Origin of the sequence: Rhizobium mongolense USDA 1844, assembly GCF_000419765.1 — a bacterium.
Classification (GTDB): Bacteria; Pseudomonadota; Alphaproteobacteria; order Rhizobiales; family Rhizobiaceae; genus Rhizobium; species Rhizobium mongolense.
The window spans coordinates 22,747-47,786 of record NZ_ATTQ01000027.1 but is presented as its reverse complement, the minus strand read 5'-3'; the positions used below and the strand labels follow the sequence as shown (position 1 = coordinate 47,786).

The 25,040-nt window shown below is 57.4% G+C and carries 19 protein-coding genes; 1 reads left to right on the top strand and 18 read right to left on the bottom strand.

Going from position 1 to position 25,040, the window contains the following annotated elements; all coding sequences use genetic code 11:
- Positions 1–329: 329 nt before the first annotated feature.
- The 5 genes from A3C3_RS0132000 to A3C3_RS48710 all read right to left on the bottom strand — a co-directional run bounded on the left by A3C3_RS0132000 (position 330) and on the right by A3C3_RS48710 (position 7,366).
- The gene (locus A3C3_RS0132000) at positions 330–1,826 is read right to left on the bottom strand and encodes a DegQ family serine endoprotease (RefSeq protein ID WP_022718630.1); all 1,497 of its coding nucleotides are present in this window, start codon (positions 1,824–1,826) and stop codon (positions 330–332) included.
- A 282-nt stretch (positions 1,827–2,108) separates the two neighbouring features.
- A complete protein-coding gene (locus A3C3_RS0131995; protein ID WP_022718629.1) occupies positions 2,109–3,521 on the bottom strand; it encodes an FAD/NAD(P)-binding protein in 1,413 nt (470 codons plus the stop codon).
- 236 nt (positions 3,522–3,757) lie between these two features.
- Positions 3,758–5,356, bottom strand: a complete 1,599-nt coding sequence (locus A3C3_RS0131990; RefSeq protein WP_022718628.1) for an FAD-dependent oxidoreductase — start codon at positions 5,354–5,356, stop codon at positions 3,758–3,760.
- Between the two features lie 515 nt (positions 5,357–5,871).
- Positions 5,872–7,017, bottom strand: a complete 1,146-nt coding sequence (locus tag A3C3_RS0131985) for an NAD(P)/FAD-dependent oxidoreductase (protein ID WP_022718627.1) — start codon at positions 7,015–7,017, stop codon at positions 5,872–5,874.
- Positions 7,018–7,198: 181 nt separating this feature from the next.
- The gene (locus A3C3_RS48710) at positions 7,199–7,366 is read right to left on the bottom strand and encodes an exopolysaccharide production repressor protein (RefSeq protein ID WP_368360515.1); all 168 of its coding nucleotides are present in this window, start codon (positions 7,364–7,366) and stop codon (positions 7,199–7,201) included.
- A 528-nt stretch (positions 7,367–7,894) separates the two neighbouring features.
- Between A3C3_RS48710 and A3C3_RS42790 the strand changes: the two genes are divergently transcribed.
- Entirely contained in the window at positions 7,895–8,569 is a 675-nt protein-coding gene (locus A3C3_RS42790; protein ID WP_022718625.1) for a sugar transferase, read from the top strand.
- Positions 8,570–8,641: 72 nt separating this feature from the next.
- Here the strand turns inward: A3C3_RS42790 and A3C3_RS0131970 are convergent, their stop codons facing one another.
- The 13 genes from A3C3_RS0131970 to A3C3_RS46295 all read right to left on the bottom strand — a co-directional run bounded on the left by A3C3_RS0131970 (position 8,642) and on the right by A3C3_RS46295 (position 25,040).
- Positions 8,642–9,460 carry a hypothetical protein gene (locus A3C3_RS0131970; RefSeq protein WP_145611632.1) on the bottom strand — a complete coding sequence of 273 codons (819 nt, stop codon included), beginning with the start codon at positions 9,458–9,460 and terminating at the stop codon, positions 8,642–8,644.
- A 385-nt stretch (positions 9,461–9,845) separates the two neighbouring features.
- Complete coding sequence (locus tag A3C3_RS0131960) at positions 9,846–11,297, bottom strand: oligosaccharide flippase family protein (protein WP_022718622.1); 1,452 nt, start codon at positions 11,295–11,297, stop codon at positions 9,846–9,848.
- A 90-nt stretch (positions 11,298–11,387) separates the two neighbouring features.
- Positions 11,388–12,455 (bottom strand): glycosyltransferase family 8 protein, encoded by a 1,068-nt coding sequence (locus tag A3C3_RS0131955; protein ID WP_167521916.1) that lies wholly within the window; start codon positions 12,453–12,455, stop codon positions 11,388–11,390.
- A 57-nt stretch (positions 12,456–12,512) separates the two neighbouring features.
- A complete protein-coding gene (locus A3C3_RS0131950) occupies positions 12,513–13,475 on the bottom strand; it encodes a glycosyltransferase family A protein (RefSeq protein ID WP_022718620.1) in 963 nt (320 codons plus the stop codon).
- A gap of 634 nt (positions 13,476–14,109) precedes the next feature.
- A complete protein-coding gene (locus A3C3_RS0131940; RefSeq protein ID WP_022718618.1) occupies positions 14,110–15,408 on the bottom strand; it encodes an O-antigen ligase family protein in 1,299 nt (432 codons plus the stop codon).
- Positions 15,409–15,430: 22 nt separating this feature from the next.
- The gene (locus A3C3_RS0131935) at positions 15,431–16,720 is read right to left on the bottom strand and encodes a polysaccharide biosynthesis/export family protein (RefSeq protein ID WP_022718617.1); all 1,290 of its coding nucleotides are present in this window, start codon (positions 16,718–16,720) and stop codon (positions 15,431–15,433) included.
- Between the two features lie 39 nt (positions 16,721–16,759).
- A complete protein-coding gene (locus A3C3_RS0131930; protein ID WP_145611739.1) occupies positions 16,760–17,380 on the bottom strand; it encodes a sugar transferase in 621 nt (206 codons plus the stop codon).
- Between the two features lie 294 nt (positions 17,381–17,674).
- The gene (rfbF, locus tag A3C3_RS0131925) at positions 17,675–18,463 is read right to left on the bottom strand and encodes a glucose-1-phosphate cytidylyltransferase (protein WP_022718615.1); all 789 of its coding nucleotides are present in this window, start codon (positions 18,461–18,463) and stop codon (positions 17,675–17,677) included.
- A gap of 70 nt (positions 18,464–18,533) precedes the next feature.
- Positions 18,534–19,646 (bottom strand): NAD-dependent epimerase/dehydratase family protein, encoded by a 1,113-nt coding sequence (locus A3C3_RS39845; RefSeq protein WP_022718614.1) that lies wholly within the window; start codon positions 19,644–19,646, stop codon positions 18,534–18,536.
- Between the two features lie 106 nt (positions 19,647–19,752).
- Positions 19,753–22,143: a polysaccharide biosynthesis tyrosine autokinase gene (locus A3C3_RS39840; RefSeq protein WP_022718613.1), complete on the bottom strand. Its 2,391-nt coding sequence runs from the start codon at positions 22,141–22,143 to the stop codon at positions 19,753–19,755.
- Positions 22,140–23,111 (bottom strand): glycosyltransferase family 2 protein, encoded by a 972-nt coding sequence (locus A3C3_RS39835; protein WP_022718612.1) that lies wholly within the window; start codon positions 23,109–23,111, stop codon positions 22,140–22,142. Before A3C3_RS39835 ends, A3C3_RS39840 begins: the two co-directional genes overlap by 4 nt.
- On the bottom strand, positions 23,101–24,045 hold the full coding sequence (locus tag A3C3_RS0131905) for a glycosyltransferase family 2 protein (protein ID WP_022718611.1): 945 nt from the start codon (positions 24,043–24,045) through the stop codon (positions 23,101–23,103). The genes A3C3_RS39835 and A3C3_RS0131905 overlap by 11 nt, the downstream gene beginning before the upstream one ends.
- Entirely contained in the window at positions 24,042–25,040 is a 999-nt protein-coding gene (locus tag A3C3_RS46295) for a glycosyltransferase family 2 protein (protein ID WP_028740176.1), read from the bottom strand. Before A3C3_RS46295 ends, A3C3_RS0131905 begins: the two co-directional genes overlap by 4 nt.

Genomic DNA, 25,040 nt, shown 5'->3' with positions numbered 1-25,040 from the left:
TACAGGTGCGTCGAGAACATCACGATGGAATTGTCTGATTATAGCATTCCGGCAATTTATGAGCCGCTCTTACGACCAGTGCAATGAACGCTTGCTTGAGTAGCGGGTGTCAGCGCATTTTTCGTTCGAAGTCGCAGATGTCTGACTGGCGAAGCTGGAAGCGGGCGAGGATGCGGAACTTCTAGCTGCCATCACTGATCTGGACGCCGCCAATGCTGGCTGGCGCCCACCGGAGTTCGCTTCCTGCGCTCAGCGAGGTTGAGGTGGCGCAGGCCTTGGAGCAATAGCGCTTCGCATCCGGTTGAATGCAGAGCGCACGATAATCGGCGTTAAGCCGCTGCGAAGGGTACCGCTACGAAGATCTTATTGCCGCCACGTTCGACAAGCAGGAGCACCGACTTGCGGCCGGATTTTGCAGCATTGGCGACGGCGTTCTTCACATCGCCCGCATTATGCACGGTCCTGTCGTTGACCGAGACGATAACATCGCCCGTCTGAATGCCTGCTTCGGCGGCCGGCTTGTCCGGATTGACACTGGCGACGACCGCGCCCGTGACGCTTCTGGGCAGGTTCAGTTCCTCCCGGGTATCCGGCGTCAGATCGGCAAGAGCAATTCCGATGCCCGGACCGGCCTGTGTCCTGCCGCTGCTCTCTTCGGCTGCTGCCTGCTTCTCGCCGTTGCCGTTGCCGCCGATGGTGACGGTGAGATCGGTGCTCTGGCCGCCGCGCCAGACAGTGAGCGTCTCTCTGGCGCCCGGCGACATGTCGGCGACGAGACGCGAGAGGTCTTTAGGCGTCTTTACCGTCTCGCTGCCTAAGGCGGTGATGATATCGCCCGTCTTGACACCGGCGCGTGCGGCAGGGGTTCCCCCGGTTACGGCTGCAACGAGCGCACCCTGCGAGGCATTGAGCCCAACGGCATCTGCAACATCCTTGGTAACTGCCTGGATCTGCACGCCGATGTAGCCATGCTCGATCGAACCGTCCTTCTGAAGCTTGGCGACGATCGCCTTGGCCTCATCGGAGGGAATGGCAAAACCGACGCCGACACTGCCACCGTTTGGTGAATAAATCGCCGTGTTGATACCGACGACACTGCCGTCGTGGTCGACGAGTGGACCGCCGGAATTGCCGTGATTGATCGGGGCGTCGATCTGGATGAAGTCGTCGTAGGGACCACTGTGCAGATCGCGGCCGCGGGCCGACACGATACCGGCCGTGACTGTCGTACCGATGCCGAAGGGATTGCCGATGGCCAGGATCTGATCACCAAGTTTTAGCGTGTCAGAATCGCCCCAAGCGATCGTTGCAAGTGGCTTCGGAGCTTCAATCTTCAAGACGGCGATATCAGACTTCGGATCGGCACCGATCAGCTTGGCCGGGAGCTCCGTTCCGTCATCAAGGGTCACCTTGATGCCCAAAGCATTGTCGATCACATGATTGTTGGTGACGATGACGCCATCGGAGCTGATGATGAAGCCGGAGCCGAGCGCCATGGCGCGCTCACCGTGCTGATGCTGCGGCACCTGCTTCGGAAATGGTATGCCCTGCTGTTCGAAGAACTGCCGGAATTGCTCGTCCATCGGCGACTGGTCGTCGTCGGCGCTGGCGTCGGCCTTCGTCGTTGTGGTGATAGTGACGACGGCAGGCTTGTCGGCATCGACGACGGAGGCGAAAGAGCCGCTGGACGAAAGCGCGCCGTTGGTTTCGGCCGGAGCGGCGGCGGCATTGGATGCGTTGATGGCAAACGGCGCGACGGCAGTGCCGGCGATAATCGCAGCGCCGATCAGCGCTGCGGTGCGATGCTTGGAGAGGATCGGTAACATGGTGACAGGTCCTTGCGAAAATACTGCATGGCGGCGTCTTGGTTCCATGCCGGGGAACGCGGGCGTCGGGTGAACGTGGCGCCAATCCTTTTGCCTCCAGGACAATCATCGAAACTGTAGCGAATGCTGCCGGTTTCAAGAAATGGCGTCTTGGAGAGATATGCTCTGGTCAGGCCGCATTTACAAATTAAATGTTCATTACGGTTTCATTGCAAAAATGTAAGAATTACAGTTGGTTAATCTTCGTGCACCCTATGTGTCTTCGGCGGCAGTTACATGACGCTATCGGATCGCTTTCAGTTTTTTTGCAAGTTCGGCTGCGATGAAGACAGCATGTTCGGTTACCTGCGGCAGTCCCATCAGTTCACCGAAGGTGCCGCGCGCAAGCGGACCCGAGATCAGCAGTGACGAATCTGCCAGACCATCCGTTCCGAGAGCTTCCGAGCTCTCGTTGCAGGCGATGCCGAGGCCGGTCGGATCGAGCTTTAGATGACCGTTCCGGTTGAGCTCATGCAGCCATATCTGGCTTTGGAGAATGCTGCCATGGGCAGGACCGGTGGTCACGACCACGGCATCGAAGCGTCTCTCCCCGCGCTCGCCGCTTCGCCTACGCAGAAACACATCGATCGCCGCTCCGTCGGTTTTGACGCCGGCAACGGAAGCGGCAAGGATCTCGAGGCGTCCTTCAGCGATCGCCCGGTCCAGCACCTCTTCGACCTGCGGTGCGATACGGAAGCGATGGACGTCCCAGTAAGGCCGCAAATGGCGGACGATGCGCTGCCGCTCGGCAATAGGCAGATTGCGCCAGATTTCATGGCCGTTGCTGCGGACCTGATCGATGACTGCATGCCAGCTTTCGCCGATTTCGGCTGCCCCCGCGATCGTCTTTCGAACGTTCCGGAGGAGTGCTGCAGCGCTTGTAGCCGGCTCGGAAAGGAAGTCGCCGAAGGGCTCCTGCGGGCAGGGTGGGTGGCCGCGCGAACGAAGCCCGCGGCGGGAAATCGAGGTGATCGGTCCATGATGCCCGCTGCGTGTTAGCGACGCGACGATGTCGGCGGATGTCAAGCCGTTGCCGACAATGAGGACCCGATCGTCCGGGCGAATGGCATCGAGTGAGCCGGGGCGCGTCGGATCGGCAACAAAGCGCGGGTGACCGGCCAATCCGACGGAGAGGCTGCGCGGTGCTGAGGGCGCTGGATGGCTGGTGGCGATCACGAGGAAATCTGCGCGTGTCTCATCGCCATTGCTGTCGGTGATCAACCATTCCTTTGGGCCGGGTAACACCCCTCTTACGAGCGTCCTCTTGTGCTCGACCTCACCGTTTTCAAGGTATGGGCGCAGTCTCGCAGCGACATAGGCGCCGAAGAGCCGGCGTTGCGGGAAGAGATTGCCATTCGGCCATAACGCTTCTGGATCGTTCGCGACGCCATCGCTGTCGGCAATCCAATCAAGAAAATCCTCCGGTTCATCGGGAAGCAGGCTCATGCGGGCTGCCGGAACATTAATGCGGTGGGAAGGGTCGTTCGTATCATAGGCAAGCCCTCGGCCCAATTCGCCGCGCGGCTCAAAGACGATGACGCGCGGCAGCTCGTGTATTGTCCTTGCGAGATGAAAGGCCACACCCGCACCGGAAACGCCGCCGCCAACAATGGCAATGACCGGTCTTTTGGCGCTATCCGTTTCGTTTTTCGTCACTGCTGCTGATCCAACTGGGTCCGAGATTTGGGAGGAGCTTGACGCATCTTTGAGGCTCGGCCTAGCCGATATTTGGCGCCGTCGCAGTAAATTAATCTATAAGATCTATGGAGATCAATTGGAACCTTAAGCTGCCCCACCGAGGCTAGTTGAAAGTCATCTCGGCAATCGACAACGTCGAAATTCGCAAACGAATCCCCCTTTAGGCTTCGCAGGTATGCACCAGAAGGGAAACGCTAGGGCGCCGGCTGGATGATGTGCTGCGCGAGGCGAATTGCAAGGGCCATTGCTGTCAATGTTGGGTTGGCTTGGCTCGACGTCGGAAAGACAGAGGAACTCGCAATATATGCATTAGCAAGATCGAAGATCTTCAAGTTCCCGTCGACGACGGCGTCGTTGCGGTTCGTTCCCATGCGTGTCAGCCCAATCTGATGCGTGCCATGGCGGATGCGCGTAGCGATGGCACTTGCAAGCGTATCGTCACTACGATTCAGATCGAGTTGACCCAGGTCATTTTTTTCAAGCCAGTCATTCAGGAGTCGATGGGTGCGAACGAGTGCACGGATATTTTCGTCAGGCACGCGCATGTCGATCGTCAACCGCGGCACGAAGAAGGCATCGACACTGTCAGACAAACGCACGTGGCTTTGCCTGTCTGGGAAATGTTCGGCATGGAAAGCGAGCCTATACGTCCGACGGCTGTTATTGATGAAGAAGCCAGGCTTCCTGGTACTTCGCCCATAGCGATTGCGCAGATAGCCTGGTAGCTGCCTGACAATCTCGGTCGGGTTAGCGGCGAGGTTCTTGAGATGGCCGGTGATTGCATCAAGGCGGCTTGCATGATGCCGGCGGATGACTTCAGGCGTGAGGAACCGTCCGAGTGGACGAAAGCTCAAGGCAAGGTAAGCGGCGGACAAAAAGGCACTTTCATGCTGCGGATCTGAAAGGGCCGGCACGTCGGGCCAGAACGCCACATTCGGCAAATGATGCTGGTTGATGAGCGTATCGCTCGGCACGATGCGTCTGCGCACATATGCGCCTGTTTCGTCCCGGTGGAAGTCGAAAAGTGCCTCGGCCGGTCTGTTCGAAAATCTGAGCGCAGCAACATGCCCGAAAAGATGGCCCATGTAATAACGGCCGAGCGCTCCATGAGGCCCCCCAAACATCAGCGGGTGACGCCGCTGGATGTTGAGCAGAAATCTCGCCGCTTCCAGCCCACCTGAGGCAAGAACCACGAGTTTGCATGAAATGCGATAAGCAAGACCGTTTTTGTGACGGGCCACGACATGGCTGACGCTGCTATTTTCCGTCAGGACCAGATCCACGACAGTGGTGTTCAGGAGGATTGTCAGTCCCCTATCCTCACTGAATTGCTGAAGGCTCGCGCGAAACAGTTTCGGATCACGACTGTAACGTTCAAGGTGCGTTAGTTCGAAACGGGCGTCCACCGACGCAAGTGGCGCCTTCTCGACGAACCCCTGGCCGCAGTTGGCGTATTCAACGGCACGGTCGTAGAACGGTCGTATCTCGTCATAGGAAATGGGCCACCGCCCATCGGGAAATCGATCTTCAAAGTCGATCGGATCAAAGGGAAGGCATCGCCCGGTCCAAAGGTTGCTTGTTCCGCCGAATTGGCGCGAGACGCAGATGCGGACGTCGTCGTGGGTGGCGGGCTCCAGGATCAAGGCGCCGGCGAGTTCGTTCGAAGCCGCAGATGGGTCTAACCCGCCCGACTCAACAACGAGCACGCGCTTGTCGGCCTTCCGAAGCTCTTTGACAAGGGTGAGGCCGACGGGTCCGGATCCGACGATGAGGACATCGATGTCACCTGGCATGTCATCAATACGCCCTGAAATCATTGCGGCCCCGTCACAATGTTAGATATGATGCGATATGTTGTAATGCATTCATTGCAAAAGAGCATGCGGGTATGGATTCAAGAAGATTTCGGATTAAAAAAAACCAATGACTCTCACGAAAGATGCGGCAGCTTGGTTTTGAATTTCTTGGAGTATTTATTTACTATCATAAGTTTGAAATAGTGTTCAATCACGTTATGTATATGTAAAAATGCATCATTTGTGATGTGTTCGAATTAGGAATGTAATCAATATTGTCTACGATCATTGCGTGTAACGATAGTTTATTTACTAGTATAAAGTTAATAATACTGCGACGTTGTACTCAAAAATTTTCGATATGACGCCTCGGAAGGATCCGGAATTCCGATATTGATCATTTCCGGCATTTATCGCCAACTTACAGGGGACTTCGGGTCGAAGAGACCGCTCGCTCCGCGTTAAACACGGCCGCATGTACCTCTGTCAGGCAGATAGAGCACGAGAACCGCTTATCGGTCAGAGGGGGGTGCTTCTTTTTCGCTTGCAACTCCAAGCGCGACCGCAACCATATCCGCGATCGCAAGCGATCCCGTCAGGCCGGGGCTCTCGATCCCGAACAGATTGACCAAACCTTTGACGCCGTGCAGGTGCGGCCCGTCGATACGGAAGTCCGGCATTGGCATGGTTGCGTCGTGAAGCTTCGGCCGTATCCCGGCATAATCCGGTTGCAAGGCGCCGTCACGCAAACCTGGCCAATAGCGGCGGATCGCGTCATAGAACTGTTCCGCGCGAGAGGCAGCAACGTCGAGTGAATGATTCTCATCGACCCATTCGACATCAGGCCCGAAACGGCAGCGCCCGTTGAGGTCAAGTGTTGCGTGGACTCCAAGGCCGGCATGGTCGGGCATTGGATAGATGAGGTGCGAAAAGGGTTGGCGTCCGGAAAGCGCGAAGTAGTTGCCCTTGGCGTACCACTGCGGCGGCACCATCTTGGGGGAAAGTCCCGCTGTTCTTGCCGCAAGGCCGGGGGCACCGTGACCGGCGGCATTGACCACGAAGCTGGCCTCAATTTCGGTGGGCTCCGCTCCGCCCGTGGTCAGGCCGATCCGCGCACCACCGCACCTGATTGCCACAGCGGGCGTGTGGAAGGCGAGCATGCCGCCGGCGGTCTCGAAATCCTCGCGCAGCGCCTGCATGTAGCCGTGACTGTCGATGATGCCCGTCGATGGCGAGAGCAGCGCGCCGGCGCAGTGCAGCTCCGGTTCGAGGTTGGCGACGTCGCTCGGTGTGAGCGGCACGAGATCGAAAACGGCGTTGCGTTTGGCTGCCGCAGCGATCGCTTCAAGCTTGGGTAATTCCTCGGGGCTTGCGGCAAGCAGGATCTTGCCTACCCGTCGCGCTTCCACGCCACGGCGGGTACAGTAGTGGTAAAGCGCTGCCCGGCCCTCGACGCAGACCCTCGCCTTCAGCGAACCCTGCGGGTAATAAAGACCGGCGTGGATAACTTCCGAGTTCCGGGATGAGGTTTCTGTGCCGATTGCGCTGGCGCGCTCGAGAATGACGGTTTCAAGGCCGCAAAGCGCGAGCTTGCGTGCGACCGCCAGGCCGATGACGCCTGCGCCAACGACAATGGCGTCGACAAACAATCTGCTCATCCGGCTCTCATCTCACCAACCGCCGCCACGCATGAACCACGCTCCTTCATCTGACCTCTGAGCAGCGAAGTCAATTCTGCAGGGTGCAAAGCGACGCAGATTCTCATCATGCGAGAGCGGATAACACCTCACCCCTCGGCTGGTCTGAACATGCTTGGGGCTGCTCGGAAGGATTGTGACCTCATCGGGATCGGGGACCGACGGCCTGGCTCGAAATATCAAGGGCGCGAGAAGGCCTGGACACGTCCTCGTGCCAGACCAGAAACAGGACACCGAGAAAATACCCGCTCTGGATCAGGACAGCGCATAAAAGACTATCGGCAAACGCACTGACGACGGACCCTTGCATCCACAATATCGCGCAAAAGAAAGCGATGAGCACGGCGGCCATCGAAACAAATACCCTGGGTGCGTACATGAACTCCCCTCCGGCCTCACGACGCACACTCTGATCTGGGACCTTCATCTATCGTCCCGCAATACTTCGCATAATCAGAGATAACTGAGTTCTTTGATGCAGTGTTACCATGCTTAATGCGTCGTTGGAAACCTTCAACAGACAAGATGTCAAAAAGATGTCATCGTTAAAAAGTCATTAAACGCGATATTTCATGACGAGCTTTGCGGTAAATGGCGAAAGCCTGTCAGTAACCGGAAAGATAGAAGCTTACAAAATATAAGATAGTGAATCATCGCCGAAATTCAGAAGTCTATACGCCAGATGAATTTGGTCGTGCTAATCGATCGTGACGTAACGCTACCTACGGTAACGTAGGGTATTCCAGGACGTAGTTCATGCTTTCGAGGTATACATCAGATTCTGCTTGAAAATACTAATCATTGCGATTTAAATGGCCAGCGCTGTGGAGGCCTCAAAATGAAATACGATGCCGAATTTGCAAATCCCTCGCGCGATCACGGCGATCGACACATCCCGCAGCCTGCGGGCGGTGCACAGAAGCGGATTTTTGACGTCGTTCTGGCGGGTGTGGCTATCATTTGCCTTCTTCCGCTGATGATTGCGATCGCGTTGCTTGTTCGTTTGGCCGATCGCGGACCGATCCTTCACTTGGAAAGACGGCGATCAGCGGGGGGGGAGGCGTTTGACTGCTACAGCTTCCGGAAATTGCCGGTCGACTGGCGCCCCCGGCTTGGCCAGCATCTGTCGCGCCATCCAGACGAGCTTGCAAGCTGGATCATGACGGAAACGTTGAAGGACGATATTTTGCTAACGCCGGTTGGACGAGTTCTTCATCGAACAGGTCTTGATGATCTGCCGCAACTTCTCAACGTGCTTCTCGGTGACATGAGCTTCGTTGGTCCGCCATCGCTGCCTGTAGATCGCGGCTATGTAAAAAGGGGCAACATGTCGGCACAATTCTGCAGACCAGGCATGATCAGCGATTGCCGCGCCACGGCTGACGACGTGAGGAACTGGGAAATGGCGGCTGCTTCCTACGCCGCGCAGTGGAGTTTTTTGGGTGATTTGAAAATTCTGGTCCGCGCGATTGGTGGTCTTTTCCAAGCTGAAAGGTTCCAGCTCGATCATTGAGATGACCGCTGATGGCGGCGCGGCTCAGGACCGTGCTTGTGCGTGTAAGCAAGTAGGCAGCCGTTGCGGCCCTCACTCGCGAATCACAAGTTGGACGCGGGTAATATTGGTTTGGTTATCACGCTGGACCGACAGCCGCGCGCCAAGGCCATTGACGGCGCGCCTGAGGATCGCGGCGTCCCGGCCGCTCATGAATGGAAACATGAGTGTGGCGTTTTTCTGGATGAAGGTCACCGACCTTTCTGCTGCCCCGCCTGCGATCTCGACACTGACGGCCTCTGCTTCTTGTGCGCTCGCTGCCATGGTCGACAGCGCGATGATCAGGATCAGCAGTCGTTCCCGATAAGCTTCAATGCCGTCGAAACTGCGCAGCGAAGATACCCGTAGATCAAAAAGGATGGTCAGCGCGTCAAGGGCTCGGTGTAAGACCAGTCCGGGCAGGGCGTCGTGTTGCGGTACATCGCTTGCGATCTCGGTAAACGTTTTGAGTAACTGGCCAATCAGAAAGCTCGCAGCGGTCAGCTTTTCCAGGGCAAGCGCGTCGCTCCGTCGCCCAGCACGCCGTGCGATCCCGACCGCACCATTTGCCAAGCCCTCTGCGGGAGAAATTGCAGATGTCAGATAAAGTCCGAGCTCGCTGGATCTGGCTTCGAGCACAGCCGCTGCAAAGTCGCGGAAGTAGGTGTCGGCGGCCGCCCCGGTTTTTTCCTCGAAATCTTCAATGATTTCACACCTTGCCGGCGCACCCGCTGCGCGCATGATAAGGACGAAGCGACCCTCATAGTGAAAGTACAAAAATGATAGCTCGGCGCCCTCGCAGACCAAAAGCCTGTCCAGAACGCAGACTGATGCTGCCTGAACGGCAGGAAATACGGTATCATTGAGTAACATCACTATACCACGCGTAGAGGCGCTAACAATATGAAGGCATATCCTGCTAAAGGCTAGATAAAAACTTCGCTTTTCGGCAATGAATGTTACACTCTCTGGATAATGAGACATAAATGCCTCAGGATATTCTCGCAGATGATCTACGGATTTCTATCCAGTGATAAGAAAGGCGAGCCTGGAGCAGCTTTTGGCGCGCCGATCGTTTCTGTTTGCGCTAGCGCAGCAGACAGACGACCGCGAGCAGGATAAAAAGCCAGAGTAGCAAGGAAAGCCCGGTGGCATTCAGCAACGTCGCTTTTTTCATGTCGCTCTCCCGCTTTCGCATGAGAGAAGGATAGGCGGTGAAGCTTGCGTGGGGGCTATCGCCTGTCTGCGACGCTGTGCGTCATCTGCCTTGCCCAAGCAGGAGCTGGATACGTTCGATCATCCAGCTTCGGCTGAAGCAGGTGAGCCAGCCAAAATATATGACCATGCCAAGGCTCGCCGAGATAGCGAGGCGGAAGGAAGGTTGCATGCCAATCATTGCTGTTGCTTGCACATAGTATACGACGACACCCATGGCGAGGGCCGCCGCCGCGGCCGGCGCGAGCCCCATGTAATGCACCTTCGGCTGCAGGTTCAGCCGGCGCAGTAACAAGACATTGCCGATCACGCCATAGACGAGCGCCGGCGACGACATTACCAAAATCGCTGCGCCCGGGGTGCTTGTCGGTACGACGATGAGCGCACCGATACAAGTCAAGGCAACGATGGTGGAATATTGCAGCGACATGCGGTTCAAGCCAAGCGCGTTCATTGCAATGGGGTTGAACCAGACGATCGGAATCATCAGCGAGGTGATCGCCACAGCGCGAAGAATGGGTGCGACCCCGGCATAGGACGAGGGCAACAGCAACGCCACCGCATCATCGGCGACGACGATCAGTCCGGTAAAGGCTGGCAGTGTCACGAAGGCAGCGGTGCGGATGATGGCGGTAAATACTTCGCGTTCCGCCGCAAGGTTGCCGCGCACCTTGCTCATCAACGGAAACCAAAGCGCAAAGAGCGGGCTGACCAGGGGATTTTGCAGCGACTCGCTGATCCTGTCGGCAGCCCGGAACAGACCAACGGTCGCGCCATCGAAGCGGATGCCGAAGACCAGCACGGCAGCGCGCTGCATGGATATGTTAATGGCGGCGACCATCCACAGAGGCAGGAAGCGGCGAAGAATTTCGCGACACGCGCCTTTCTCGGTATGGCGCCCGGGAAGCCAACCGGTATAACGGAACTCAAAGACAACAACCGCCATTGTCGAGATAATGCGCTGGGCAGGCAGCGCCCAAATCGCCAGCGGTGAGAACGCCAACGTGATGCCGGCGACACCGCCCGCAAGGGTCGAAATCATATTGCGCTTGGCAAACGTCTTGAAGCCCAGTTCGCGCATTATGAGGGCATCCATCACCGACAGCCACGGCGTAAAGAGCAAGAGAAGGCCAAAAATCGGCATATAGTAACCGACCAGTGGCGCGTTCTCAGAGCCAGCGATCAAAGGCCCGGCCATGACCAGAACGAGCGCGAAGGGTGAGGCGACCAAAGACAGGGAAATGAAGGCCGCGTTTAAGCTTTTCTTGTCGAAATCACCACGCTGCAGGATCGCATCCATGCCGGCATAGCGGCCGTCATTGGCGATGAAGTCGGCAACAACAGCAGAGAGCGCGACTGCTCCGAAGATGGCCGGTTCCAGCATGCGCGCAAGAACGAGGAAGATGACAAAACCGGCGCTCTGCGAAAAGATCGCGTTGATGGTATTCCAGGCAATGCCATTTCGAAGTGCCGTTGCTAGCGACGTTTCAGACATGGACCATCCCATCTGTGCAAGGTGTAACCGGCGTCATTGCGCCGCCGCGCGTCATAATCAAGCATGTGCGCCTGGAAAACCAGGCCTTCCTCACGCCTGCAACCGGTACCAGTTGACGATGGTCTTGATTTTCCGACGCAGATCCTTGACGAAATGGACTTCGCCAAGCTTGTGGACCTGCGCTCGATACGGGGTCTTTTTCAGATAGCGGTAGTAGGTCCAGATCAACGGATGCCATCCGTCCGTCGACCACGGTTTGTTGTGCTCTGTGAAATGGATGATCTTTGGCCGGCGCCCTTTTTTCATTTCGGCTGCGGTTGCATAGCAGGGCTTGCCTTCCTGCGGCATCAGCATTCGACGTTGGACGTTCCACAATATGTCAAGCTGTTTCCATCGGCTCCAGAAGACAACGTTTAGCGCACACTGATCGCCATACTCCATGTCGTCGATGCGCGTTTCCAAAACAGTGATGACTTTGGAAAGATCGTCACTGGCACGCAGCTTGGTGAGATCCATCAACAAAACACCGGAATTGAAGTAGCCAAGACGCTTGGGCTGCAGTTGAAAACGCTCGGCGAACACCTCGCCATCCATGCCGACGTCGCAGACCGCGCCGATTGCATGCTCGCCCAGATCGCAGCCATAGAGTTCCCGAATATCACCCATGACGACGAGGTCGGCATCGAGATAGAGGACGCGATCGATATCTGGCGGCGCAAGCTCGGCAAGCATCAAGCGATAGTAGCCGGCGCGGCTGATATGACGTTTGCCGGGCATTGCAAGGACACTTGAGCCTCTAATCTCGAGCCAATCAAACCGATGTCCTTCAGCACAGCGTTCGAAGGTCGAACGGGCTTGGGGGGAAATGCCATCATGGACGATCAGAAAACGAAATTTTGCGCCCGGCGCGTTAGCGATAAGCGATGCCAGCACAACAGCTGCATGCGGCAGGTACGCGGTATCGAGTCCAAAGGCGATTGTCACGTCCGATGCTTGCGGGCGCGGGCGGCTGTATCGCTGCATTGCTGCCTCAAGTAGAGGTTCGGCAAGGGGGCGACCGTTCAGGCCTTCGGCGATTGACCGGAAACTGGCAGTCTTCATCGGCAAGGCGCCCATGGCAGAAGATGCCAGATTTCCTTCAAATGCGGGATCACTCATTACCCCTCCAAGCAGGAGCCTCATGCTCCTGTCTCATGTCATCGAAACGTTTGCCGCCTATTGCCAGCCCGGATATCCGGTCCAGGCGCGGCGCATGCCAAGCTTGACGTAAATCCAGTCCAGCACGGCATCGACGACAAGCATGCCGTTGACACCAAAGCCGGCCCTTGCCAGGGCATCAAAATGGGGTTGCAGATGCTCGCGACCGCGATCTTCGCGCCACCAGGTCAGAATGCGGCGCACATAATAGCGGCGAAACGCGAGAAGCTGGCGGCGGTAGTCGGTCCCGAAGGCGGCCGGGCCGTGGCGCATGATGAGATCAAGGCCATCGCGCGTCCAGGCGCGAGTTTTGCCGGCATAATGCAAGGCAGTGACCGTGTTGTCGTGTACCCGGGTAAAGCCAAGCGCCTCATGCACGAAGCCGAAATCGCTGATTGCCAGCATCCGGAAGACCGTATCGAGGTCCCAGCTGCCGTCCATGGCGTTGGCGAAAAGCGGTTCGAGCGCGTCAGTCACGCGCCGGCGCCACATCATCTGGACCGGCATTAAAATGCCCTGGCGCAGCAGCGCCATACGCATGGCTTCCTTGCCGGGGAAAACCGGCTTGCCGGGTGGCCAAAAGAAATCTTGAACGGCACCCGCACAGTCGTGCAGGCTGCCTATGACCCCGACATTGGGAAAGGTTTCGCCGAGTGTCACCATCTTGGAGATCGACGTCGGGCTGATCGTGTCATCGTCGCAGAGATAGCGAACATAGACTGCGTCCCGGGGTACCAGGCGATAAGCTTTCGTCCAGTTTTCACGCTGATCCAGCGTCTTTTCATTGCGGAAGCGAAGGACAGGGATGCGCTTGTTCAAATAGGCGGCGACGATCTCTTCGGTATTGTCGCTGCTATTGTTGTCGAGCACGACGTGAATAAGATTTGGCCAATCTTGCTGCTGGACGGATTCCATCGTTTCAGCCAAGAACCGTCCGCCATTATACGTCGGGGTCACAACAGCGACAAGCGGCAAAGACATTGTACATTCCACAACGCGAAAGAAATCCAAAGAAGAACTAAAGCTATGTTATAGTTCAGGTGATGCGAGTCAATAATGGCTTAGCGTAGAATCCAATTTATTATTGAGATATTGTCGATCCTCTGTATAGCTGACTATCAAAGATCTTGGCTGCATTCCTGTGCAACGCGACTTGAGACCTTTCTGACGAGGCTTCGGCATCAGCCCTTGCCGAGCTTGGGGAGGCGGGCAGAACCTAAAAAATGCCGCGTCAACGTTTTCCTTAGCGGACGGTCGTACATCAGGCTGACCACAGTCGACAGAAGCAGTGCCCCCAGAATACTCAGTGCAACGAAGGCGCATACAGCGGAAACAGGCCGATGGCGCGGGCAGGGATGAACTTCGCGCGGAAAATCCGTCCGGGAGCTTGCCGTCGTAGGAATGGGCAATCACGTAACCGCTGGCACGAAGAACAGATCGACGGCTAAATGCCCACTCGGGACCAAATTGGGTTCATCGCTCAGATAGCCGTGAAGATGCAGGAGAATGACGAGAATCGCAGCTATGCCGCGCCGCAGATGAAGCGCATATAATTGAATGTTATCAACACCTTGTATCTGTTGCCTCACCGTTTGTCGGCGGTCATGATCAACAGTCACCCGTGACCGCCACGGCGAGGCACATGAAAACCTTCACTGCCAGCGTATTGAGGATCGAACCGCACTGAGGCATTGCCTGCCGTTTCCGTGACCGGTTTCGCGAGCGCACCGGCGCAGTAGTAGATGAGGAAGGATCCGATCGTGTATTGATTCAGAAAATCGACCTCGAAAAAGGAGCGACCGATGAACAGCATGACGAGACCGAAGAGGACCACATCCTCGTTTCGCGCGCCTGACGACAGGAGGCGTCTGAGGTATCCAGCGAAGAGGCCAAGAATAACGGCACTGAGCAAGATCAGTCCGATATAGCCAAGTTCGACCGCGGCCTCGATGTAGGTATTATGAAAGTGAAATCCTAAACGCGAAGTAATATAAAACTGCTGCCACAAGACCTCCGGTTGAGAAAAGCCCTGGACCCAGAAACCCTGAAAACCGAGGCCGAAGATAGGTTGTTCGTGGGCGATTTCGATGCCGCGCTGCCAAAGATACGTCCGCCCTGTCAACGTCGCATCCTTGCCGAAGACGCCGAGGATCGCGCCGAACAGCCCGGTACTCAGTGCAATCAGTAGTCCGACGGCTGCTGCCGGAACGATCGACAGGAAGAGGACCGTCCGGTGCCGCGGTGAGAACCGCTTCAGAAACCCCGAAGCCACCGTTACGGCAATCGTTGCGGCGATCGTGATCGTGGAGGTCGCCGACTGGGCGGCGTGCAGCGAAAAGGCGCCGAAGACGCCGGAGATCAGGGCCAGGATGCGCCACATCATCTGCACGCGCAGAATGAAAACCAGCGAGAAGGAGGCAAAGACGCCGAGCGCGGCAAACATGCCGAGTTGGTTCTTCGACCCGAAGGCGCCGATGAAGCTGTAGACGCCATCAAGAGGGTCGTAGCTGAAGTGTCCAAATATCAGCGAGTAGAGCAGTACCAGCGATGCGCCGAGGCTCATGCCCAAAATCATCGCCTTTACAGGCACGACCCGTGCGGCAACCAACGCGCAGACAATCGTTGAAAGGTATTGAAGCCCGCCGCGCAGGCTGAGCCCGGGAACCGCAGACCAGAAAAAGGACAGACATGCAAAGATGGAAAAGGCAAAAATCCAATAGAGAGGCCGTGGATCGCCGATGACTGCGCGCGGATCCATGGCAAGAAGAGGCAGCCACACGAGATAGAACAACAAAATGAAGACAGAGCCAAACAGCTGCGCATAGGCGATCAAAAACATCGTCGCGACCATAGCAGAGATCGCAAAGGGGGCGTTCTGTCCAGGCGATAAGAAAGCGTTGATACTGATACGCATGCTGATCTGCCGACCCCAAGTCCTATGATTTTTCGTTGGTGACACTGACCTTGACCAAATCTCCCGGCTGCACGGGCGTCGTTTCGGTCGCTGGAATCTCCTGGATCTTGCTTGCGACCGTTCGTACGATCGAATAGCTGATGAGCCTGGCGGCGTCGCTTCCGGTTAATTGCGAGGCCGTTGGCGCATTCACCAGCGCCTCAGCCATCAGTTGCCGGTACATCTGAAGCTGCAGAGCATTTTCGTCCAGCTGCGACTTGGTTTCCTGCATATCGAGCGCAATCTTCGATTTGCGCTCGTTCTTCAAGTCGATCGTGTCGAGGGCGGCCTTGTTCATCTCCTGCTTGGCGCGCAGCGTGGCAGCGTCGAGGTCAAGCAGATTGCTCTGGGTATCGGCAAGCGTCGTCTCAAGGCCCAGCGCCCGGGAGCTGACTGCCAGACCCTGATCGACGAGCTTGGCGGTTTTTTCAAGTTCCCTCTTGTAAAGGTCCACTTGCCGGGTCTGGTTGTCGACCTTCTTGCTGAGTGAGGTGATTTCGTTGCCGTAGAGGGTTTGCAGCTCATCAAGGCCTTTGAGGCGAAGGTCGAACGCATTGCGGTTCGTTTCCATGATTGCCATTTCATCCTCGATCAGCGTTCGCGATTGCGGGACGGCGGCAAGGTCTTCGGGAATCACAATCTTCTCCTCGCCGGCCTCCTCGGAGGCAAGTCGCGCTTTCTTCGCCATCAGACGGGCGCGCTCGGCAACAAGTACCTCGTGACTGCCCCTGGCGTTGATGAAGTCGCGTTCGAACCGTTGACCTTCGTCCAGTCCACGACGCATGCCGCCGGCAAGACTGATCGCCTTCAGGACCGTCATCTCCGGATCGTAGGGATATTTGCCGGGCGTGTGGACTTCGCCAGCTACGAAAATCGGCCGGAATTCAAGAATCTCGACCGAAGCTTCCGGCGGATCGGGAAGCCCGAAACGCTCCTGGAGACTGCGTGCGATCTCGCGCGCCACCTCCGAGGTCGACTGGCCGGCAGCTTTCAGTTCACCGGCAAACGGCAGAGCCAGATCACCGTTCGGACCGACAATGTATTCGCCTGTAATACCCGGCCACTCGCGAAACTGCCCCTCGGCAGTCTGCCATTCGACCACGCGGACGGACAGCTTGTCCATGATTCCTAACTTATAGGGATCAGCGTGCGCAGCCGACAGCAACGCCGGTTGAACAAGACAGACGACTGCGGCAAGCGTTGCAAGGCACAGCCGCGCTAGCGCGTAAATGGCGTTACGCGCGAAAGGAGAAAGCTGACGAATTGACCCCATGGTTCTTTCCTATCTTTGCCTGGCAAAGGCGTCGGCGTGCTAGCGGGCACCCCGCGCAAACAGGACCACCGGCACGGTCTTCAAAATGATCCAGACGTCGCCGACGAAGGACCAGTGCTCGACATACTGGCTGTCGAGCTGAACGCGCTCTTCATAGGTCGTGTCGCTTCGCCCGCTCACCTGCCACTTGCCGGTGAGACCTGGGCGCGAGCGGAGGTAGTGCCTTCCGCAATCGCCATAACGGGCCATTTCTTCGCCCATGATTGGACGCGGGCCAACAAGGCTCATATCGCCGCGCAAGACATTGAGCAATTGCGGTAACTCGTCGAGACTGAGTTTTCGCAGCACCTTTCCGGTGGTGGTTACCCTGATGTCGTGACGCAGCTTGCGGGTCGTTGCCCATTCAGCAAGGGCGGCGGGATTTTCGGCGAGATAGGCAGCAAGCCGCGCATCGCTCTCGGTAACCATGGTTCGGAATTTCAGGCAACGGAATGACTTTCCGTTGTGGCCAACGCGCTGATGACCGAAAAGAACGGCGCCGCGGTCATCAAGCTTTACGGCAATCGCGATCAGCAAGAAGAGTGGGGAAAACAGGACGAGCAGAATGAGGGCGCCGACAACGTCAAACACCCTCTTGCGCAACCCGCCCAATGGCCTCATTGGCAGCCACTGGGTGTAGTGCGAGAAAATAGAGGCATCGGCTAATTCGACATCATGCTTCATCATGAAGCTCCCCGAAAGCAGAATGTTAAGAAATTAGTAACTAAAGCCTTCAAAAAGGCAATAGAAAAAGATTCATTATAATCGAAATATACTTAATGTAACATAGTGATACAGATTGGAACTATATTTCGCGCAGTTCGCAGGCAATATTCCATTGCACAGACGGTATTGTTCAGTTTTGTTCGGGTGGCCAAACCGCAGAGGCGACGTGTCGCTGGTCAGCGGTTCGGTTCACCCCGGTGTCGGGTCCCAGAGCCTCCATGGCGCATTGCCGCTCTCCCAGGCCTTTTCGAGCACCATCTTGTCTCGCAGCGAATCCATGCTTTGCCAGAAGCCCTGGTGCCAGTGCGAGCCAACCTTGCCCATGTGAAGCGCTCTTTCCATCGGCCCCTCTTCCCAGACGGTGTCATCACCTTCGATGAGGTCGAAGACCTCAGGCTCGCAGACAAAGAAGCCACCGTTGATCAGACCGCCATCGCCAATGCGTTTTTCGCGGAAGGCATGGACACGAGTTCCGTCGTCCGACAGGCCAAGCGCGCCATAGCGGCCCGGCTGGCTGACGGCGGTCAGCGTGATCCAGTTTCCGTCCCGCTCATGAAGCTCAATGGTCGCGGCGATATCGGTATCGGAGACACCGTCGCCATAGGTCAGAAGGAACCGCCTATCGCCAATGACGTCGCGGGCGCGCCTCAATCGTCCGCCAGTCATCGTGTTCAGCCCGGTATCGAGCACGGTGATCTTCCACGGCTCCAGCGAGCGGCGGAGCCACTTGAACTCCCCTGTCGCCAGGTCGACTGTGAAGTCGCTGTTAATCATTGCATAGTTGATGAAGTAGTCCTTGATGTAATCCGCTTTATAACCGGCAAGCACAACGAAGTCGTTGAAGCCGTAGTGCGAATAGATCTTCATAATATGCCAGATGATCGGTCGCCCGCCGATCTCGACCATAGGCTTTGGCCGAAGTGTAGTCTCCTCCGAAAGACGGCTCCCGTAGCCTCCTGCAAAAATGACAACTTTCATTGCGTCCTCTCGTCCTTTGAAGCGTTGCCCGCCGTACGCGGCTTTAAAGTCACTGTGTCACATGATCGGTTCAGCCAGGCATGGCTTCGCGCGTCCGATGAGCCGGGTCCTTGAAACCAGGAATGAAAGTACGGTCGGACGGATCGGCCGTGTAGCGCAGATCGGTACCAAGGCTGCCGCCGTCGATCGCCTGTGTAAGCACGTTCAATCGCACGAGTTGCGCAGAGCGGTAATCGGGATCCTTCAAACCCGCCGCATCAAGGCCGGTTTTCAGATCGGCAATAGCGCCTGCAAGCGTTACTTCTGGCTGATGGGCCGGTGCCAGGCTCCGGTAGAGATCGAAATTAACCCGATAGGAACGTCGGTCCGGTGGAGCGTCCTTGTTGATTTCGACGACCGTCCCCGGAACCGAGGCGGCGACGGCCTCCGCGAGCTCGCGGACCTGATAATTCCAGTCCTCGGAACCGACATTGACGGCGAGAAAATTTCCGCCATCCTGCCTGAGCAGCGCCCATTCGATTGCCCTTGCCATGTCGTTGACATGAATGAGCGGCCGCCAGGGCGTGCCATCAGAGAGGACCGAAACCCGTCCGGTCCTCAGCGCCGAGGCCACAAAATCGTTAAGGACGAGATCCAGTCGCGTGCGTCCGGAAAAGCCGCAGGCAGTCGCGAAGCGCAGCGCGGTGACCGTCATTTGGCTGTTGCGGGCGATCTCGCCAAGCCCTGTCTCCGCCGCAACCTTCGAACGTGAATAGGCGGTCAGAGGATTAAGCTCATCTGCTTCGGTGCGCGCGCCGCCCTCGGCAAATCCGTACATGGAGCAGCTGGAGGCAAAAACAAAACTTCTGACGCCCATGCTGGCGGCGAGTTCGGCTGTTCTCAGTGTAGCGCGGTGGTTAATCTCGTCGGTCACCGCCTCAAAGCGGCCGCCCATCGGGTCGTTGGAAACGGCTGCCAGATGCACGACCGTATCGACGCCGTCGAATAGCTCGGCGGGCAGGTCGCGGACATCGGCAAAGACCTGACTATTAAGCAAACGCTCGGGCAGGTTTGCTTGGGTGAGGCAATGCGCGAAAAGGCCAGTATCGACGCCAACAAGCAAGCAATCAGGTATCTCACGGCGTAGGTGAGAGACGACAGCGGGCCCGACATAGCCCATATTTCCTGTGATTAAGATCTTCATTTCAAACGCTCCGGAACTGGTGACTGTCATTAAAATCGGCATGGCGCAAACCAGGGGGTTGCTTCACACCAACGTTGCATTGGATCAGTGCTTCTTGCGCGTCTCGTTAGAGCTCCTTCGATGGGTGCACGCGCGCCTTTCGCCGTCTGCGGCCCCGCGCCTTCATGATCGGCTCGCCCTGCTCGAGGTAGTAGCTCGCATACCGGGAATAGAGCTTTTCGGAACTGCCAAGCCCGCCATAGGTAGAAAGTTTCTCCTGATCGGCCTTGTTGAGCACAACGCCGAGCAATTTCGCTGCGATCGCCGGTTCTTGTTCAAGCGTTGACTTCAAAAGGGCCCGTGGTGTGGCCCCCCATTCCGACACGAGCAGGAAACCATCGGCCAAGGGCTCAAAAGCTTTGGCATCAAAGACCGGCCCGATTGGTGGAAGGTCCACGATTATATAGTCGAACATGGAGCGGGCTTCTTCCAACAGAGTTGCCATGGAAGGACCTGAGATCAGCTCGCTCGTGTTGAAGGCCTTTACCTGGCGCGGTGTCGCGAGAAGGCTCGCACCCGTCTGCGGATCGACAACCAGAGTGTCTTGCCATCTCGTTGTTCCAGCAAGCGCCTCTGTCCAGCCGGTTTCAAAGCGGATGCCAAGACCCTGCGTTAGCGATCCACGTCTAAGATCAGCGTCGATCATCAGCACCTTGGCTGGGCTGGATGCCGCGAGCGTCGCGAAATTTGCCGCGATCGTCGTCTTGCCTTCGCCTGGCAATACTGAGACGATGCCGATGACCTTGCAGTTCTGGCTGCCGAGCATCGTATCGGTCACGATCTTTGCATGCCGTAAGGTCTCGGTAAATTTGGTGCCGCCCGATTTGACCGCAAACCGCATGGTTTCGACACCGGGATTGGCGATGAGCTTCCTTTCGTCATCGGGAGAGGGACGCGTGGCCCCCGGGATCGGCGGCAGGTAACCCAAGAACTTCAGGCCGAGCGTCGTAAATTCCTCACCAAGGCGGAACGTGCCTTCCCTAATCTCGCGCCACAGACCAAGTCCGATACCGAAGATCGCGCCAAGTATCAGCGAGCCACCAAGCGTCAGGGTGCGCTTGGGGCTGGATGCCTCGGTCGGCGGCGAGGCAGGCGAGATGACGCGCGCTTCTGATATCGGGAACGACTGGTTCTGGGCCGTTTCCTGATATTTCGTCAGATAGGTCTTGTAGAGGTCGCTAATGGCTTCGGCGTTGCGTTCCAAGTCTTTCAATTGCACGAGCGATTCATTCGCCGCCGAGGTTTGGCCGGTGATCCTCGACAGTCCCTCCTTCAGCGATGCCTCGCGCGAGACCGCAACCTCATACTGATTGCGGTAGCTTTCCGTCATCTGCTTGAGCTCTAGAAATATCTGCCGCCCAATGTCGTCCTGCTCCCTACGCAGCGTGATGGCCTGCGGATGTTCGGTACCGAAACGGCCTTCGATCTCCTGGGCCCGCTTGGTGACCGTGAGATAGCGCGCTCTGAGCGTAGAAATGACTGTCGAGCCTTCCTGCTCGGAGACGGTTGCGGCATTATCGACGGCAGTCTGCTGGCCGGCGGCGACGATCGTTTTGTACTGGTTGTATAGCGCAAGCGCCTTGGCGCTGTCCGCCTGTGCCAAGATGTACTGGCCACTGATGTCGGAGAGCTGTTCTTCCGACAAGAGGGCACCTTTTGCCGAGGTGAGGCCGTTTTCGGTGCGGTAGCGTTCGACCTTCAGGGCCGCTTCCTGCGACTGATCCTTCAGATCGGTCAGCCGAGCGCGCAACCAGACCGTCGCCCTTTGCGACGCGTCGAAATTGGCATCGAGCTTGTCTGACAGATAGGCCTCGGCATAGGCATTAGCGATCTGCGCCGACAAGGTGGGGTCTGTCGACGTGTAATAGAGGTCGATCACGAAGCTCTGCGGTTGCTGCTCGACCCTCAGATTTTCCATGAGAACTGCCACGGCAGTGCCCTTGCGCGCATCGACGCTATCGGCATCTGCCATCTCCGTGCCTATACCGGCAAACACGTCCATCGCCATCTTGGCAAGGCCCTTGATCTGCTGGGTGACCGAGAGTGGAGGATTGACGAATTCGCGCTTTTCGTAAAGCTTCTGCCTGTCGACCACCTTTGCCGCAAGCGAGCTTGACCTCAAGATCGCCACCTGGCTCATGATCTTCTTGTCAGATTCCATGTTTGCAGGCGCCGGTGAAACGTCCCCAGCAAACCGGCTCAGATTGTCATCGATGAGGACGCTGGTGCCTGCCGTGTAATAATAGGTTGCAAACACCAGCCGGGTAACGCCGAGCAGCAGGCCAATGGCGGCAAAAAGGACCACGAGCTTTGCCTGACGCCTGGCGATCTGCATCAGGCGGTCGACGTCTATGAACCTCTCATCGCCGGCCCCAGGCTGCTTGGCCGTGCCCGGCTGACCGAGATAGGGGCGTATTGCTTCCTGCATCATCTTTGCCTTGCTTATGAACTCGTTCATTGCGACACCCGCCTAACGGCCGAAATAGGCGTCTGCAGCGCCATCATCGCTGACTTGATGCATGCCGCGATCGGCATCTTGAGATGACGGGCTGCTGCCGGATTGCGCAGGACGTCCTTCACAGCATCCGCAACAGAACGCCGTTTGATATGGTCAACGAGGGTCAGAAAGGCAGCCGCCTCCTCGAGGTTCTTAATTCGCCTGAGTTGCGCTCTTCGGGCTGCGGCATCGATCGGGAAGGTGACCAGAAAATCACGATCCGCACGAAGCATGGCTTGGACGTAGTTCAGATTCATAACGTGAGAGATCGAGCCCTTGGCGGAATGGTAGATGTAGCCTGCCTCCGGTTCAACCACGCAATATGCGCCGCGCGACAGCGTCTTTGCGAGGAACAGGTAATCCTCGCCGATGCGTAGCTGATCGTCATAGGCAATGCCGTTTGCCCGAACAAAGTCGCGGCGAACGAGTGGCTTCAGATAGCCAAGATTGAAGCGGCCGGCAAAGAGCATGTTGTGGTCGATAAAATGGGCAAGACTCAAATTCCCGAGCCGGGCGAGATCGGCCGTGCGGTGTAAAAGCCGCTCCTTGCCGTCCGCCTTGATGACAAGATTATCGACGGCGGCGTCGACGCCCGGAACATTGGCGCACGCAAGGAGCCGTCGCGTCCTTTGAGGCAGGATCTCGTCGTCGGCATCGACAATTCCGATCCATCTGCCTCTCGCGTCGGCGATCGCCGCATTGCGGGCGGCACCAGGTCCGCGGTTCTCTGGCAGGCTGACGAGCCGCACCTTGTCGCCGGCATAGGAGCGCACGATGTGAGCCGTCTCATCGACCGAGCAGTCGTCGGCGACAATCACCTCGACATCGACACCTTCCTGGGCAAGCGCACTTTCAACGGCGCGTGCGACCGTGCCTGCGGCATTGTAGGCGGCAATAATGTAGGAGATGTCCGGGGTGTCAGGCAACATCGGGAGTGCTCCTTGCGGCTGGACTCGGTCCTCCGTAGTGCGTCGCTTCATGGACGCCAAGCAGACCGGCAATGACGCCGAGATGCAGAATTCCCCTCAAGGCATGGCGCCAACGATCAACGGGCAGGAACCACATCGCAAGGCATGCGCCAAAACAGACCAGTGCCTTCAGCGCGGCGCGCACGATCTCCAGCGCCAACCCAGGTGCGACTGCAGTCCTGTGCAGGATGCGTGCATGGGTTTGTCCGGACCTGAACCGGCGCCCGGCGAGCCATCCGATTGAGGCCCGTTCCTCGGCAACCGGTTCGATGACCAGTGCCTTGTTCGCAAAGGCGATCTTGCCGCCGGCCGCGTGGAGGTCGGCAAGGAATGTCGTGTCCTCGCCGCCGCAGCGACCAAGGGCCAGGTCAAAGCGCCGGCCGCGGAAGGCTTCGGCGTTCCTGTCGAGCAGGAGATTGCAGGTGTAGCCCGTCTTGATCTCGCCATTGACGAGGACCGGTTTCGTCGAGTGAAAGTCGCCGTCAATCATGAAAGCGGGGGCATTCTTGCCGTAGCGCGCCGACACGGGGCCGAGCACGGCTGCTGCATTCGTCTGCTTGGCGGTAGCCAGCAGGGCGGTGAGCCAGCCCGACGTGACCAACTCGTCGTCGTCGACAAAGGCCAGATAGTCGCCTGTCGCCTGATCGAGGCAGGCATTGCGGGCAATCGATATGTTGCCAGCAGGGCAATGAAGGTAAATCACCTGATGGGCAATTTGGGCTCTGATTGCCTCGATGGCACCCCTGGCGCTTTCTTCAATGTCGTTGTCGGCGACTATGATGCGAAGAGCGGCCTGCTCAGGTACGGCAACCGCCGCAATCGACGCCAGCGTGTCGCTGAGCGAGCTCCTCCGGTATGTGCAGACTGCAATTTCGATGAGAAGCGGCCGGCTCATGAAGCGCTCCTTCTTGGACCAAGCGACAGCATCTCCAGCCAGAAACCGGTTGACCAGGCTACATGCATGACCATAGCAAGCAGTCCGGCCAATGGTCCGTGGGGCATCTGCTGGCGCACGCGAAGATAAAAGCCATAGCCGATACAGGTAAACGCCCAGGCGAAAGCTGGAACGATCGCCGCCCAGTAAAACAAGGCGAGCACGGCGCCGGCAACGGCGGGCGCGACTGTAAGCGGCAGCATTTGGCGCAAAGCTGGCATTGTCTTGTGTTTGCGGATATTGCGCGCCCGTCCGCGGCCGTAATTGAGGTATTGGCAAAACAGTGCGCCAACGCTTGCGCGGGGATGATAGACCATGCTTGTCGTGCCGCTGATCCAGATCCTGTAGCCAGCCTTCCTCAGGCGGAAGTCAAGCTCGGCATCCTCGTTATGAGAAAAGGTTTCATCGTAGCCGCCGACGGCGAGAAAGGCGCTGACGCGCATCAAGGCGTGGTGTCCGTGGTCGACGTAGCCGCCTGTCGACAGGTTGCGATGCGCAGAACCGCCATTGCCGATCTTGGAGTTCTGGGCAATCGCGGCTGCTTTCTGGATCGTATTGAAACCCGTCGTCTCCAAGGCGACGACGACGGAGGCAGCAGCGGTCATCTCGGCATCAGCAATGAGCTGTTGGCAATAATTCTTCGGATATTGTCCATGCGCGTCCATGCGCACGAAATATTCAAAATCACGGCCGTAGCGGGCCACTGCAAGATTGATCGCCGCACTTTGCAGGCGCTTCGGATTGTCAAGGAAGATGATGCGTGGATCGATGGCGCAGGCGGCCTTAATGATATCCTGCGAGCCGTCCTTGCTGCCGCCATCGGCCACCACAATGCGCCAGCCCGGAGCTTGAAGTTCCATGCTCAGACCGTTCAAAAGCGCACCAATGTGGTTTCGCTCGTTAAGGCATGGAATGACGATCAAGCAGCAATCTTCTGGACTTACGTGCTTATTCAT